The 15746-nt window shown below is 61.6% G+C and carries 13 protein-coding genes; 7 read left to right on the top strand and 6 right to left on the bottom strand.

Annotated elements, in window-relative coordinates; all coding sequences use genetic code 11:
• Positions 1-8: 8 nt before the first annotated feature.
• Genes JQ553_RS08320 through JQ553_RS08340 form a run of 5 tightly spaced genes read right to left on the bottom strand, consistent with a single transcriptional unit; the run spans position 9 to position 5016 of the window.
• Positions 9-764: a GntR family transcriptional regulator gene (locus tag JQ553_RS08320; protein ID WP_212499405.1), complete on the bottom strand. Its 756-nt coding sequence runs from the start codon at positions 762-764 to the stop codon at positions 9-11.
• Between the two features lie 32 nt (positions 765-796).
• Positions 797-1849 (bottom strand): ABC transporter ATP-binding protein, encoded by a 1053-nt coding sequence (locus JQ553_RS08325; RefSeq protein WP_212499406.1) that lies wholly within the window; start codon positions 1847-1849, stop codon positions 797-799.
• Complete coding sequence (locus JQ553_RS08330; protein ID WP_212499407.1) at positions 1846-2685, bottom strand: carbohydrate ABC transporter permease; 840 nt, start codon at positions 2683-2685, stop codon at positions 1846-1848. The genes JQ553_RS08325 and JQ553_RS08330 overlap by 4 nt, the downstream gene beginning before the upstream one ends.
• A complete protein-coding gene (locus tag JQ553_RS08335; RefSeq protein WP_212499408.1) occupies positions 2682-3617 on the bottom strand; it encodes a carbohydrate ABC transporter permease in 936 nt (311 codons plus the stop codon). The genes JQ553_RS08330 and JQ553_RS08335 overlap by 4 nt, the downstream gene beginning before the upstream one ends.
• 4 nt (positions 3618-3621) lie before the next feature.
• Complete coding sequence (locus tag JQ553_RS08340) at positions 3622-5016, bottom strand: sugar ABC transporter substrate-binding protein (RefSeq protein WP_212499700.1); 1395 nt, start codon at positions 5014-5016, stop codon at positions 3622-3624.
• A 269-nt stretch (positions 5017-5285) separates the two neighbouring features.
• Here JQ553_RS08340 and JQ553_RS08345 point away from each other — a divergent pair, with 269 nt between their 5' ends.
• From JQ553_RS08345 to JQ553_RS08375, 7 genes are all read left to right on the top strand, one after another.
• On the top strand, positions 5286-6308 hold the full coding sequence (locus JQ553_RS08345; protein WP_212499409.1) for a L,D-transpeptidase family protein: 1023 nt from the start codon (positions 5286-5288) through the stop codon (positions 6306-6308).
• Between the two features lie 450 nt (positions 6309-6758).
• Positions 6759-8042, top strand: coding sequence for a crotonyl-CoA carboxylase/reductase (gene ccrA / locus JQ553_RS08350; RefSeq protein WP_212499410.1), 1284 nt, complete (start codon positions 6759-6761; stop codon positions 8040-8042).
• 231 nt (positions 8043-8273) lie between these two features.
• Complete coding sequence (locus tag JQ553_RS08355; RefSeq protein WP_212499411.1) at positions 8274-8579, top strand: acyl carrier protein; 306 nt, start codon at positions 8274-8276, stop codon at positions 8577-8579.
• A 43-nt stretch (positions 8580-8622) separates the two neighbouring features.
• Positions 8623-12480 (top strand): type I polyketide synthase, encoded by a 3858-nt coding sequence (locus JQ553_RS08360; protein ID WP_212499412.1) that lies wholly within the window; start codon positions 8623-8625, stop codon positions 12478-12480.
• A gap of 98 nt (positions 12481-12578) precedes the next feature.
• Positions 12579-13040, top strand: coding sequence for a MaoC family dehydratase (locus tag JQ553_RS08365; RefSeq protein WP_212499413.1), 462 nt, complete (start codon positions 12579-12581; stop codon positions 13038-13040).
• A gap of 33 nt (positions 13041-13073) precedes the next feature.
• Complete coding sequence (locus JQ553_RS08370; protein WP_212499414.1) at positions 13074-14369, top strand: acyl-CoA dehydrogenase family protein; 1296 nt, start codon at positions 13074-13076, stop codon at positions 14367-14369.
• 8 nt (positions 14370-14377) lie between these two features.
• Entirely contained in the window at positions 14378-15349 is a 972-nt protein-coding gene (locus JQ553_RS08375; protein WP_212499701.1) for a beta-ketoacyl-ACP synthase III, read from the top strand.
• 13 nt (positions 15350-15362) lie between these two features.
• Here JQ553_RS08375 and JQ553_RS08380 read toward each other — a convergent pair whose 3' ends face one another.
• Positions 15363-15746 carry an SHOCT domain-containing protein gene (locus tag JQ553_RS08380; RefSeq protein WP_212499415.1) on the bottom strand — a complete coding sequence of 128 codons (384 nt, stop codon included), beginning with the start codon at positions 15744-15746 and terminating at the stop codon, positions 15363-15365.

The following is a 15746-nucleotide window of genomic DNA, read 5'->3' on the forward strand; positions in this document are numbered from 1 at the left end:
AAGAGTGGTCAGGAGTGCCGCCGCGTGAGATTGATGCTGAGGCGGAAATATTCGGGCAAATAGATCGCGCGCAGCAGTTCCAGTGCGCGCCCGTCCTTGCCGAGCGTGAGACGTTCGATCGACAGCAGCGCGTTGCCTGATTTGACCCCAAGGAGTTTCGCGCAGTTGGCGTCGGCAAGACAGGCACTGATCGTCTGCTTTGCTTCCTTGATGGGATGGCCGAGTTCTTCCTCGATCACGGCATACATGATGATCGAGATCAGGTCCCGCTTCTCCAGCTCGAGCCCGATATCGGGCGGGTAGAAGGCATGCTCGATCGCAATCGGCGTTTCGTCTGCGAGGCGGACGCGCTTGAGCTGCCAGACGGCGCGCTCCTGCAGCATGTTGCGAACATTCTGGTCGTGCCGATTGGTCATGCCCTGGTCGAGTACTTTGGCTCCGGCCTTGTAGCCAGCGTCGCGAATAGTTTCCGAAAAGCCCATCAGCCGGCCAACCCAGTTCTCCGGCTGGTTTGTGCGCAGGAATGTGCCGCGCCCACGAGAGCGGGCAAACATGCCCTCATCGACCAGCGGAGAAATGGCGTTGCGAATGGTGATACGGCTCACGCCGAAATGGCGGCCAAGTTCGGCTTCGGTCATAAGCCGTCCCGTTTTGTCGATGAGTTCGCCGTCGCGAACCTGCCGGCGAATGGTCTCGCGAATCTGGATGTGCAACGGGACGGCGCCCGCGGCAGCGAGCTGCGGATCACCGGCATCGGCGGACACGTCTGTTGTCTTGCGTGTGCGGGCAGGCATTGTCACAGACGCTTTCGGGTTGTTGGATCGAACAGGTGGATGTCTTGCGGGCGGGCCGCGATCGCGATGGCGTCGCCTTCGCGCGGGACGTTGTCGTGATTGACGCGGGCGCGGATCTGCGTTCCGGAGCAATCGATATCCAGGATGGCGCTATCGCCGAGATCCTCGATCAGGTCGACCTTGCCGTTGATGCCGTCGGCCACTATTCGCAATGCGCTGGGCCGCAATCCGACGATCACGTCGCGCTCGCCCGCGAGCTGCGCGGTTGTCTTCAACCAGCGACCGCCGATCGTGATATCGCCGTTGATGTATCGCGCCGGCAAGAGGTTCATCGGCGGATTCCCGATGAAGCCTGCAATCTCGATCGAATTGGGCTTGGCAAAGACTTCGGCCGGCGTGCCGACCTGCTGGATCTCGCCGGCCATGAAGACCGCCATGCGATCAGCCAGCGTCATTGCCTCTTCCTGATCGTGCGTCACATAGACTGCCGTCACCCCGAGCGAGCGCTGAAGCTTCTTCAGTTCGGCCCGGGTCTCCAGGCGTAGCTTGGCATCGAGATTGGACAGCGGCTCGTCGAGCAGGAAGAGCCGGGCCTTGCGCACAATGGCGCGGGCGAGGGCGCAACGCTGCTGCTGTCCGCCCGAAAGCTGTCCCGGCTTGCGGTCGAGCAGGTGATCGATCTTCACCTTGCGGGCCGCGTCCACCACTGCCGGGCCGATCTTGGCCCTGGGCATATTGGCCATCTCGAGCGGGAAAGCGATGTTGTCGGCCACCGTCATGTGCGGATAGAGCGCATAGCTCTGGAATACCATCGCGATATCGCGATCGCGGGCGTCGACCGACGTGACGTCCTTGCCGTCGATATAGACGTGCCCCGCCGTCGGCGCGTCAAGACCTGCAAGAATCCGTAGCGTGGTGCTTTTGCCCGAACCGGACGGGCCGAGCAGGGCGAAGAATTCGCCAGGCTTGATCTCGAAATTGACACCCTTGAGCGCGGCGAATTCGCCGTGCATTTTGATGATGTCCTCGAAACGCACCTCGCCACGGCCACTCATCGGCGTCCCCCGCCCTTGACGGCACCGACCGTCAGGCCCTTGACGATATGCTTCTGCGCGACGACGCCGAGCGCGACGACAGGGAGCATCGCAAGCACAGACACCGCTGCGAGCTTGGCCCACAATGTCTGCTCGACCGACACGAAGTTGAACATGGCCACCGTCACCGGCCGCACGGTGTTGCCGCTCAGCACGACGGCAAATAGAAATTCGTTCCACGCATTGAGGAATACGAACACGACGGTCACGGCGATGCCGCCGCGAACCTGCGGGATGATGATGCGCCGAAGCGTGCGCAATCGGCTTGCGCCATCGAGATAGGCGGCCTCTTCCATTTCAAACGGGATGTCCTCGAAATAGGAGACCAGAAGCCAGATCGCGAAGGGCAGCGAGAACGACAGATAGATGAGGATGATGCCCTGATACGTGTCGATCCAGCCAATGTTCCGAAGCACCAGGAAGTAGGGGATGATGATGCCGACGGGCGGCAGCATCTGCGTCGCCAGGACATAGAAGCCCGCGAACTTCTTGCCGCGAAACCGCAGGCGCGCCAGCGCGTAAGCTGCTGGTATGGCCATTAGCATGGTGACAATGGTCGTCCCGACCGAGATCACGATGCTGGAGACGAGATTCGGCAGGATCGATCCGGAGCCGAACAGCACGTCGCGATAGGCATCGAGCGTCGGCGAGAAGATCAGCTTCGGTGGATAGGCAAGGACATCCGGATCGGTCTTGAGCGAGTTGAGCACGCTCCAGACGATCGGGAACGCCCACGCCAGCAGGAATACCAGCGAAATCGCAATCAATGCGAACATGCGGACGCGACGCGCGCTCATTTCGCCCTCCGCAGGGCAAACAGAACGCCGGATATGATGACGGTCACGATCAGCAGCGCGACGGCCAGCGCGGACCCGTAGCCGATCGAGAGCTCGGTGAAAGACTTTCTGTAAGCATAGAGATTGAGAATTTCGGTTGCTGTCCCGGGACCGCCCGCAGTCACGGTGAAGATCGCGGCGAAGGCCGTCAACGCCACCATCGTGCGCATGATGATGACCATCACGATGGCCGGACGCAGCAGCGGTAAGGTAATGCGGCGGAAACGTTGCCAGGCAGTCGCGCGATCGAGACGGGCCGCCTCATAGATATCTTCGGGGAGCGCGGCGAGCGAAGCCAGGAGCACCATGAAGGCAAACGGCGTCCACTGCCAGGTATGGATCGCGATGACCGAAACCATCGCCAGAAGGGGATCGCCGAGCCAGTTCTTGCTGCCGATGCCGGCATTGATGGCGAGGAAATCGACGATTCCGAATTCCGGTGCCAGCATGAAGGTCCGCCAGATCATGCCGACGACCGCTGGCGAAAGCACCACGGGCAAGATCGCAATCAAGCGGAACCAGCCTTGGCCACGTTTCATGTCCATCACCAGCAACGCCAGCGCCAGCCCGATGACGACCTGCAGCACGACGGTCGACGCGGTGTAGACCAGGCTGAGCAGCAGTGACGACCAGAACCGCTCGTCGGTCAGCAACGCCTGGTAGTTTTCGAACCCGACAAAGCCGTTCGCGAACGGCATTGCCAGATCCATCCGGAACGCGCTGGTCCACACGAGGAACATCAGCGGGAACGTCGTGGTCGCCAGCAGCGCGAGGAAAGCCGGAGCGAGCAGGGCGGCCGCAAAGCGGCGTTCGCGCTGCGCAAGCACGCGGCTGAAATCGTTCGGAACGATCGCAGCCGCGGCAGCAGCCGCCATGTCCGTCGTCGGCGCCATCGGGTCAGCCGCGCATCATCGGTTCGATGCGGCGCTGGGCGTCGTCGAGCGCCACCTTGATGGTCGCTTGTCCGGACAACGCTGACTGGATGGCGGTGGCCATCGTGTCGCCGATCGCGGGCCATTGTGGAACGCGCGGACGCCAGTCCACGTCAGTGTCGCTCTGCAACGCCTCCATCGTGGCTTCGACGAAATTATCGCCGAACCCGTTCATCAGCTTGACGTATTCGGGGTCGCGCCAGATCGAGCTCCGGTTGACGCCGGATCGTTTCGCGGGGCCGGCAAAGCGATGTGCTGTGCGTGCCTGCGTCTCCGCGCTTGCGGCCCACTGGATGAAGAGCCAGGTGGCCTTTTTCCTCTTCTCTGGGAGTGCCGAGTTGATCGGGAAACCCCAATTCCAGATCGAGGTGACGCGCTTGCCGGAGGGACCCTTGGGCCAGCGTGCATAGGCAACCTTGCCGATGACCTTGGACTTTTCGGGATTGTTGACGACCGATGCGGAGGAGTGGGCATCGATATAGCTGGCGACCGTTCCCTGCGAGAAGGCGTCGGCGATGTCGGGCCAGTTCCAGTTCGCGGCGGCCGTCGGCGCGTATTTGCGCATCAGGTCGATATACCAGGCGAGCGCTGCCTCGGCCTCTGGCCCGTTTACGGTGAGCTTGCCGCCCTTGAGCCACTCGCCGCCGAACTCGCGGAAGATGGACGGATAGATGTACATGTTCTGACCGGCGCCCGCGACGCCTCGAAGAGCTGCGCCCCAAACGCGGTCGTTCGGCGAGTTGAGCGCCGCCGCGTTAGCCATATAGGCCTCGAGCGTGTTGGCAGGCTTCAGGCCTTTCGCGTCGTAGAGGTCCTTGCGATACACCTGAATGGTGACTTCGCCGTCGTAGGGCACGCCATACAGCTTTCCGCCGACGCTGTCGGCGCTCCGCCAGGCGGGAATGATGTCGTCGAAGTTGAACCAGGCCGGATCGGTCAGCTTGGGGTCCTTGAGGTAGGTATCGAGCGGCTCGACCCATTTGTTCGCGGCGTAGAGCGCGTAATACATCGGATCAGCGGCGTGGGTCGCGTAGGTGCCGGTCTTTGACGTGAGATCAATGACGCTTTTTTGCCTGATCTGTGCCGGTGGAATCTTTTCGAAGCGGACGTCGATTCCCGTCAACGTCTTGAACTGCGGCGCAAGCGTGATGAGGTTCTCGAAATAGCTCGCCGGGATCACCGCAACGGTGATGGTCTCTCCCGTGGCTTGCTGCCAGTCGATCTTCGCCGATTTGTACGGAGCAAGGTCTGCTTCCTGCGCTGCGGCTTGCCGCAGCAGCGCCGGACCAAATCCCATCAAAGTCGCGGCCGCCGTACCCGTCTTGAGGAACGTCCGCCTGGTGGGTCTGTGCAATTTCATTTTGTCCTCCCTGACCCGGCTTTGGCCGGTTAAGTTAGGACTTTTGCCCATATGTTATAACATGTCAAACGCGCCTCCCTGGCTGAGCGCCAAAGCGGGGCGCGCGGTAGCGCTCCTGCAAATCTCCAATCGTCCAGGAAAGTAGAAACTTCCGCTAACCAGATGAGTTGGCTTGCGACGATGCGGCGTCTCATCGGAGGTGCAACTTGGCTGCCGCTACAGCCCAGAATTTCAGTGTTCAATCGACAGAAGGGTGAAAGGGATCAGCGATGTCGCTCAAGGAGGCGGGACAGGTCTGGACAGTTCTCGTCATTGCCCTGGTGGCTGGTTCCGCGTTCGGCGCAGAGATTGACGCGGCGGCCATCGAATCCGTGGAGCCGTCGAGGAAGACCTTATCAAACGAGAAGCCGACTCCGGCGGGCGTCCGGCTGCAGGTTCTGTTAGACAGGGCGCATTTCTCGCCGGGCGAGATCGACGGCAAGTTCGGAGAGAATGCGAAGAAGGCGCTGCAGGCCTACTCGGAAGCTCAGCAGTTGCCAAGTTCGGACGCTCTGACAGAGGATGTCTGGAAGGCGCTGCGGGCAGACGACCGGCCCGTGACAACGACCTACACCATCACCGAGCGGGACTTGGCCGGCCCGTTCCTGGCAAAGCTCCCATCGAGAATGGAAGACATGAAGGACATCCCGAAACTCGGATACACCAGCCCGCGCGAAGAATTAGCCGAGAGATTTCACATGAGTGAGCAACTGCTGGCGACCCTCAATCCTGGCCGCCGCATCGACCGTGCCGGCGAGACCATCGTCGTCGTGGATACGGGTGGCGGAGGGACAGTTGCACAGGCCAAGGCGGACAGGATCGAGGTCGATAAGAGCCGGCAGACTGTGAAGTTGTTCGACAAATCGAATTTGCTCATCGGGTTTTATCCCGCCAGCGTCGGGAGCGAGGAGAAGCCGTCGCCATCGGGTACCTTGAAGGTGACGGAAGTCAACCGAAACCCGACGTACCGCTACAATCCTGACTATCACTTCAAGAACGTCCGCTCCCGCAAGCCTTTCACCATCAGGCCAGGCCCCAACAATCCGGTCGGAACGGTTTGGATCAACTTGTCTTCCGAAGGATATGGCATTCACGGGACGCCTTCGCCGGGAAAAGTCTCCAAGGCAGAATCGCACGGCTGCGTACGTCTCACGAACTGGGACGCCGAACGAGTTGCCGGAAGCGTCGCGAAAGGCAATCCGGTTGCCTTCGTGGACCGTAAAGATGCGCCGAGGACTCTGGGGCGGAACTGAGCGCACCGCCGCGAGTCGGCGATGAGGACGTCATCCGAAGGGAATAGCCGGACCAGGTCCGGTGGCTCCTCCACCAAGGTGAACCCTGGGCATGTCACGACTATCACCGCAACGGCCTAGGCTCCCTTAATGTCAGTTGGCAATCCGCGAGGCATTGCGGCGACACGACCGGATATCACACAAATTGCTTGGAAAGTTATTTGAAGATCGCGGCGCGTTGATTTGTGTGTGTGCTCTTTCAAGGAAAGTTGAAGCATCTTACACGCGCACGTCATCCGCAGTGACTATTCGATATGATGTGAACGGTACAGAGTGCAGTCTCTGGTTGAATGATAAGCGAACATCAAAGTCTAGCGTCTGCACCGGGAGAGCTCTGTAGTTGTCCGCGTTTGCTCGATGTCAAATGTGCCGGTTGCAAACAACAGATGTCTTTACAAGCCGCGTGGAAACATGAACGCAAGCGAAGCGATTGAACTCGATATCGATTCTGTCAAACGGCAAGCAGCGCGCACCGCTTTACTAGACATCGGAGAGGATGCTCCACTGGGAGTCCTGCCCAAGAAGATGCACGCATGGACGATCCGGCGCGATCGTCACGGCGATCCCCGATCGGCATTCCAGCTTGAGACCGTTGACGTTCCATCGCTAGGCCCAAACGACGTGCTTGTCCTCGTGATGGCGGCGGGGATTAACTACAACGGGATATGGGCGGCCCTAGGCCATCCAGTATCACCGTTGGATTTCCACGGCGAGCCGTTCCACATCGCCGGCTCCGATGCAGCAGGAATCGTCTGGGCTGTCGGTTCGAACGTTCGATCTTGGCGTCCGGGCGATGAGGTGGTTGCGCATTGTTGTCAGGTCAGTGGGGACGACGAGGAATGCAATGGCGGTGATCCGATGCTGTCGCCGTCACAGCGCATATGGGGATATGAAACCTCGTTCGGCGCCTTCGCCCAATTCACCCGCGTTCAAGCCGCACAGCTTTTGCCTCGCCCCGGTCATCTGACTTGGGAAGCCAGCGCCTGCTATCTGCTGGTGTTGGCCACAGCGTATCGGATGTTGTTCGGCCATGCGCCCCACGTGCTTGGTCCCGGAAAGACAGTTCTGGTCTGGGGCGCCGCAGGCGGGTTGGGATCGATGGCGATGCAGCTTGCCGCCGCCGCAGGTGCCCACCCGATCGCCGTCGTCTCCGACGACGCGAAGGCGAGCTACGTCAGAAAGCTCGGAGCCGTCGAGGTCATCAACCGATCCCAATTCAACTGCTGGGGGCCGCCACCATCCATGGACTCGGCCGACGATTACGCGGCCTATCTCGAGAAGGTCAGGCAATTCGGCCGGGCTGTTCGCAAGGCCGCGGGACGCAGTGGCGAGGTCGACATCGTCTTCGAACATCCCGGCCGCGACACCTTCGCGGTCTCGAGCTTCATCGTCAGGCGTGGCGGCATGGTGGTGTTCTGTGCGGCGACCAGCGGGTTCGAACTGACACTGGACGCTCGCTACGTCTGGATGCGGCAGAAGCGGATTCAGGGCAGCCACTTCGCCAACATGAAGCAAGCCGCAGAGGCCAATCGGCTGGTACTTGAGGGCCGCATCGATCCATGCCTGTCCGAAGTGTTCACGTGGAACGAGTTGCCCGAGGCTCACGCCAAGATGCTGCGTAACCAGCATTTACCGGGAAACATGGCGGTCCTGGTCCACGCAGCGCGCAAAGGAGAGGGGGGCCGTCAGGGATAATCACTCGCAGTCAAGTTTATCTTTCTTCGCAAAGCTTCAATTGGCGGCGGTGACGGGCGGAGGCGAGGTGATCGCCACGATCTCATCGGCGGGGCAATGATACACGCGCGGATCGCCCGCGCACAACCGATCTCGGCAGATCCCATCGCGCAAGGAAATCGCGCGCAAGACGCTCGGCATCGATGCCGGGCGATCCAGTTCGCATGTCTTGTGAAATCAAGGAGACAGACCATGAGCAGTCCCGAAACAGTTCTCGAGCTTATCCGCAAATGGGCGGCGGATCATGAAATCGAAATGCCGTCTGATATCAACCAGACCTTTGACGGTTCCGGTTTCGACTCCATTCACTCGGTCGAGCTGGCCATCTTTCTCGAAGAAAAGTTGGGAATCCCTGTCGATGAGACAGTGATCTGGGAGAAGGCGACTTTTGCAGCGCTCGCGCAACACCTTGCGGATCGTGCCGGCGCTCCAAATCCGAACGACGGCAAAGGACCGGCCGGCAAAGATCAGCTGATCGGCGATGCCGCCGATTGGTGACGTGCTCGAGCACGCGTAACATCTCGGTAGGAAAGTCAATGCAATGAATGGTCGAGCCCAGCAGGAAGGCGTCTGTCCCGTTGATCCGGTTGCCATCATCGGAATGGCGTTTCGACTTCCAGGCGACAACGATGCGTCGTCCACGTTCTGGGAATTCGTCAAGGGCGGGAAGGTGGCAATTCGCGAGACGCCAGCCGACCGCTTCGACATAGACAAGTATTATTCGGTCGATCCCGACCTTGCCGGCACGACCTATTCTCGGCGCGCCGGCTATGTCGACGATCCTTATCTCTTCGATCCAGAATTCTTCCGCATCTCGATGGCAGAGGCGTTGGAGATGGATCCTCAGCAGCGCTGGATGCTGCAGCTGTGTTGGAGCGCGCTGGAGAATGCGGCGATCGTTCCCTCGACGTTGCGCGGCCAGCGCGTCGGTTTGTTCCTCACGGCCGGGGATGTCGATTATGCTCGCCGGACGGTCGGCTCGGGCGATCCGCACCGCATCACCTTCTATGGCAAGTTGGGGGCCAATCGCGCCGTCGGTGTTGGTCGGGTCGCCTACACGCTCGGTCTCCAAGGGCCGGCGATCTATGTGGATTCGGCTTGTTCGGCCTCGCTGGTCGCGGTGCATCTCGCGGCGCAGAGCCTGCGCTGCGGCGATTGCGACCTGGCGATCGCCGGTGGCGTCAATCTCATTCTCGGTCCGGAGGAAACGATAGGGTTCGCCCGCCTCAGGGCGATGTCGACCACCGACAGTTGCCGGACCTTCGACAGTGCCGCCAACGGCTACATCCGTGGCGAAGGCGGCGCGGTTGTCGTTCTCAGGCGGGCGCGTGATGCGGCAGCGAACAACGACCGGGTCGAGGCGCTGCTGGTCGGTTCATCGGTCAACAATGATGGCGCCAGCAACGGCCTGACGGCCCCGAGCGTCGCCGCCCAGGAAGCGGTGATCCGGCAGGCGCTGGCGCATGCCGGCGCCAAGCCGGAGGATGTCGCCTATGTCGAGGCGCACGGCACCGGCACCTCGCTCGGCGACCCCATCGAGCTTACCGCGCTGCGCAACGTTTACGCGACGACAGCAAGGCGCGCGCCGCTGATGCTGGGTGCGTTGAAGGCACAGATCGGTCACCTCGAAGGTGCGGCCGGCATCGCCGGGCTGATCAAGGCGATCCTGGTATTGCGGCATCACCATGCGCCGCGACAGGCTGGCTTCGACACGCCGACGCCGCGGTTTCGCTGGGAAGGATCGCAGATGCGCGTCAGTTCCGGCGAGACGCTGGCGCTCGGCGGACAACTGGTCGGCATCAGTGCCTTCGGGATCAGTGGCACCAACGCTCACGCGCTGCTGGCGCCGCCGCCCGCGAAGCAGGTGACGTTGCAGTCCGATCGGCTGCGGGTGTTGACACTCTCGGCTCGGTCGCCCGCGGCGCTGCGGAATCTCGCCGCCGTCTATCTGAAGGCGCTGGAGCGACCGGAGACTAACCTCAGGGATCTCTGCTACACGGCGAGCGTCCGGCGCGAGCATTGGGGCCATCGCCTTGCGGTTCTGGGCGCAAATCGCGAGCAGATGGCCGAAGCGTTGCGAGAGTTCGGAAAGAGCATCCCGACGGGCCGCTGGCATGCGCGCGGCGCGGCGGCCAAGACCAGGCTCGTCTTCCTTTTTCCCGGACAGGGCGGGTGGCGGCCCGGCGTCGGCGCGCAACTTTATCGCGACAACCCGATGTTCCGTTCAGCCGTCGACGACTGCCTTGCGCACCTTGCGCCCGAAGTGGCGTCGGATGTGAAGCATGCGATGTTAGAGGACGATCCGGCGTATAACCGCCATCACCCCGGACAACTCGCCCATTTCGTGCTGCTGCACTCGGTCGCGCGCACCTGGATGTGGCTGGGGCTCAATCCTGATGCCGTGATCGGTCATTCCCTCGGCGAGCATGCAGCGGCTGTCGTGGCGGGCGTCATGTCGCTCGATGATGGGCTCAAGGCCGTGGAGGCGCGCGGCCGACTGTACGAAGACTTGCGGCCGCAGGGCGCGATGCTTGCGGTGTCTGCCGGCGCCAAATGGGTCGGCGAAAAGCTGGTGCTGGGCAAGGATCTGTTCGTCGCGGCTATCAATGGACCGGAGCAGACGGTCCTTAGTGGCACGCCGGCCGCCGTCGCCGCTGCGGAAGCGCTGCTTGCCGGCCAGGGCCTACGCGTCGCGCGCGTGTTGACCTACGATACGCCGGGCCACTCGCCGTTGCTCGCGCCGATCCTGCCACCCTTCCGCGAGGCGCTGGCGCCGATCAAACTGAACGTACCCGAGATCGAAATGATCTCCACTGTCACGGGGCGCCGGGCCGGAGATGAGATCGCGACCATCGATTACTGGGTGAGTATGGTCGAGCGGCCGGTGCTGTTTCAGGCGGCTTTGGCGACTGTCGCCGGCGATGACGTCAGCTTCCTGGAGGTCGGGCCGGGCGCCGGGCTCGCCAACCTCGCCAAGGCGGCCACCGGTGATTGGACCCGCGCGATCTCTTCCCTCTGCGACGGCCCCGAAGGCGCTGAACATCCCGAGCCGGAAGGCTTTGCATACGCGTGCGCAAGGCTCTATTGCGCCGGCCATGCGCCGAAGTGGGAGCGTCTTTACGGAGCGCCCCCTGTTCCTGTCGAAGCGCCGACCTACGTCTTCGAGACCAAGCACATCGAACTCCCTGCGCTCGAGGAGCAGGTGATGAAAGAGCGCTCCATGCGTGTAGGCGAGCCTGACGTCGAAGCGCACGAGCTTGAAAACTCTAATGGGACGACGATCGATGCCGTGCTGGAGATCGTGGTCGACACGATAACGCCGGTTTCCAGCGTCGCATTGGACAACGATACGGCGCTGATTGCGCTCGGCTTCGATTCGCTTGCCTTGATGGAGCTGCGTGTGTGCCTGCAAAAGCGGTTCGGTCGCGTCTTGCCGGCGGGAATGCTCGCAGCCGGCGCGTCCATCCGCAACATCGCGACGTTTTATGCCGACGATGGTGAGGCGATCGACCGGACCGAGGCCGCGCAGAAGTCTGCGCGTTTGTCTCGGGTGCAAGCACAGCGCTCGGTAGGCCAAACAATGATCCATCACGGTTACAATGATCTGGTGGTGACGCTGCGGGAAGGGCGCGGGTCGGTGATCGCGCTGGTCCATCCCGTCGGCGGTGACGTGCTGTGCTACAGCGAACTGACCGCTGCCTGGCCGGGTGGGGCAAAGATCGTAGGGGTGCGGCATCCGGAAGCGGAGCGAGGAGACACCCGTTACCGGTCGGTACAGGAACTGGCCGAGCTCTATCGTCACGCGCTGATCGAAGCGCTGGGCACTGCGCCCGAGATCGTCGGTGGCTGGTCGTTCGGCGGCGTGGTGGCGCAAGAGATGGCTCGACAAATTGAAGACGAAGGCGACGAACACGCGGGTATTGTCGTCATCGACAGTCCCTTTCCGGGCGGTATCAGCGCCAGCCGCGCGCGAGCGCTCGTCGACAGGCTCGATGAGACCCATGACGATCCGCTCGGTTGGATGCTCGCTCATCCGGATTTCCGGACGATCTTCGACGAGCAGCATGGACTTGATCGTCTGAGGCGCCTTTCGGATATGGAGGCGGCCGACCGGCTGCTGCGGATCCATGCGGCGAACGCAATCGCGTTCGCGCGCCACGTGCCGCGCCCGATCCGCGCGCCGATCCGCTATGCGCTCGCGCTGCGGGCCGGGAACGCCAAAAGCGTCGAGGAGGCGCTCGACCGATTGCACGCCCTCAGCGCCGGTCCCGTCACCGCAGTCGGCTTCGACAGCGATCATTTTTCGATCATGCGGACGCCGGCCGTCCAAGGTGCCGCCGGCTTTCTCGGTACTGCGTCGATGTATCTGGAACGGGCGTTGCCGATGGCGGCCGAATAGCTGGGAGCGCCGACGCGGGTGGGGCGATCGCGCATGCCAAATCTCCAGGAAGCGATCGTCACTCTTCCACTGAAACGTCATGGCGGCGGAGCTTGACGATGAACATTGTGCATGACCTTCGGAGAGCGGCGGAAGGTTACTGCTTTGAGGATCTTGTGGTGGGAATGTCGGCGAGTTTCGCCAAGACGGTGACGGAGGCCGACATCCTGCTGTTCTCCGGTGTGTGCGGCGACACCAACCCGCTCCATCTCAACCAGGTCTATGCCGAGACGACCCGTTTCAAGGGCCGGATTTCGCAAGGGATGCTGAGCGCCGGTTTCATCTCGGCGGTGATCGGCACGCGGCTGCCGGGACCAGGTTCGATCTACGTCTCGCAAAACTTGCAGTTCATCGCGCCTGTTCGTCCTGGAGATACGGTCACGGCGCTGGTCACCGTCGCCGAACTGGTGCCGGAGCGCAACCGCGTGGTGCTGCGGACCCGATGCACCGTCGGCGACCAGATCGTTATCAATGGTGAAGCCGTGGTGCTGGTGCCCTCGAGACATCACCATTCAGTCTAGCGAATATTATTTCGATGCAACGGAGGCCTAGCAATGCTCAGCGTGAATGAAGTCAAGAACCCTTACCTTGGGGTTAGCGGCTTGGACAGTGATCTCTCCGCTGAAGAAAGAGAGTTTCAGGCCAGGGTCAGGCGTTTTGCGCTGGACGTCATGCGTCCCACCTCGGCGCAGTTGGATAAGATGACCGCTCAGGAGCTGATCGATCCAAGCTCCCCTCTGTGGAAATACCTCCAAAGCTTCGAAGAATTGGGCATCGCGCCCTCGGTGCTGATACAGCTTGGGCCGGAACGCCTCAAGCGCATATTGCCGATCGTTTTCGAAGAGCTCGGGTACGGAGACGCGGGCTTGGCGGTTGCCGCGTTCATATCGAAAAGGGCGGAATTCGCAGTAAGAGCAAACGGCGATCCCGAGCTAATCAAAGAGTTTGGCCACCTCCGCGGCTGCTGGATAGCGACATACCCTGATCGCGGCTCGGACGTGATTGACTATTCGGGCTTCGAGTTGGCGGCCGGATCGACGCAATCGGTGGCAACTTTGCAAGCAAAGGTGAGCTCCAGTGAAATCGTTTTGACCGGACGCTCATCCGAATGGATAGCGTGTGCTCCGATTGCGGAATGCGCGCTCATTCACTGTCCTGCTGATTATGGTGACGGTCCGTTGCGGCCAGATGGCGGCGTGTTCGGCGCCGTGCTGGTCGTGCCTCTTGACCTGCCTGGTGTCAGCAGAGGCACCCCCAGTGAAATGATAGGTCAGCGCTGTCTTCCAATAGGCAGCATAAAATTCGATGATGTCCGCTTGCCCACGAAGTACCTTTTGCATGGGAAAGAGGAGTACCACGCCTCGATGTTTGGCGTGCTTACGGCTGCAGTTATGAGCATTGGCGCCATTGCTACGGGCGTCGCGACAGCAGCGTTCGAGCGCGCACTTGAATATTCGCGCGAGCGCCGGCAAGGGGGCGTGCCATTGGTTCGTCATCAACTGGTCAGATGGCGGCTATACGAGATGTGGCGGAAGGTGGAGGTCTCACGTGCGATGCTCCGTCGGGCCGCCGCGTTTAATTTCTCGGCGGAAGGTCCTCATCTCCTCGCCTCGATAACGGCCAAGACGACGGCGATTGAGGCCGCAACGGACGTAGCATTGGAGGCAATTCGGATTTTCGGCGCAAACGGGGTCGGGCGACAATATCCAGTCGAAAAGCTGCTCCGGGACATTCAAGGCTGTACGATTCAAAGCGGCGAGGATCACACACTTGGTCTTCAGGCGGCCAACTGGCTGCTGCGGGGCTACCAGCCATCGGGCCATGGTTCTGGCGATGGAGCCAGAGCTTGAGCACCGCGATGTATCGTGCCCGCGTGGTCGGCTGTGGTGCGGCGCTGCCGGCCCGTCGGGTGACCAACGCGGAACTCGCGGAGACGATCGATACGAGCGAGGAGTGGATCACCCAAAGATCGGGGATCCGGGAGCGGCGTATCGCCGGGGAGGGTGAGAAGACGTCGGATTTGGCGATCGCTGCCGCCCAGGCCGCGTTGTCCCGCGCAGGCATCTCTGGATCGGATCTCGATCTCATTGTGCTCGCAACCACCACGCCCGATCAGACCTTTCCCGCGACCGCCGTGCGGGTGCAGGCTGCACTCGGCATGACGAAGGGAGCGGCCTTCGATGTACAGGCCGTCTGCTCCGGGTTCGTCTATGCTCTCTCCGTCGCAGACAGCATGATCCGGACCGGCCAGATGCAGACGGCGCTGGTGATCGGGGCGGAGACCTTTACGCGCCTTCTCGACTGGACGGATCGGAGCACCTGCGTGCTGTTCGGCGACGGCGCCGGGGCGGTGGTCCTGCAGGCAGTCCAAGTCGAACGTGGTGCCGGTGGACGTGGTATCCTGTCGACCCATCTGCATTCCGATGGCCGCTACCAGGATAAACTCTATACCGATGGCGGCCCGTCATCGACCGGGAGCGTGGGCCAAGTCCGCATGGATGGGCGCGAGGTGTTCAAACACGCCGTTGCCAATCTTGCGGCGGCGGCGGCGGAGGCGCTGGCGGCGAACGGCCTCAGTCCGGCGGAGATCGACTGGGTCGTTCCACACCAGGCAAATAGACGCATCATCGAAGAGGTCGGCCGCCAGCTGGATCTACCGAAAGAAAAGATCGTCCTGACCCTCGACCGCCATGGCAACACCTCGGCCGCTTCGATCCCGCTCGCCTTGGCGGAAGCCGTTAGCGATGGCCGGATCAAGCAGGGCGATCTCGTCCTGCTCGACGCGATGGGAGGGGGATTGACCTGGGGTTCGGCGTTGATCCGCTGGTAGCGCGCTTACCGGTTCACTGCACAAGCCGAGTGCGCAGTCGCGCAAATTCGGCATCGCTAATCGACCCTGCCTGTTTCAGCCGGCCGAGCTTTTCGATTTCATCGGCGACGCTGAAACCAACTACGCTCCTGAGTTCATCGCGCGCCTGGCGAGCTTGTTGCGCGTTACGCTCCGCCATGCCTCTTCCCTGAAAGATCAAGTACGCAAGCACGAAAATGTATGGAAATACGACCCATCCTATAACCCACATTGCCTTGACCCAGCCCGAGATGTCGTGGCGTCGGAATAGATCGGAAGCAACTGTAATAAGCAGCCACAACCATACGATAAAGAAGAATATCGTGAGGACGTCCAGCAGGAAATTTCGATAAGTGAAGCCCTCCTGAAAGAAGAACAT

It is taken from the genome of Bradyrhizobium lablabi, assembly GCF_018131005.1.
GTDB classification, from domain to species: domain Bacteria; phylum Pseudomonadota; class Alphaproteobacteria; order Rhizobiales; family Xanthobacteraceae; genus Bradyrhizobium; species Bradyrhizobium lablabi_D.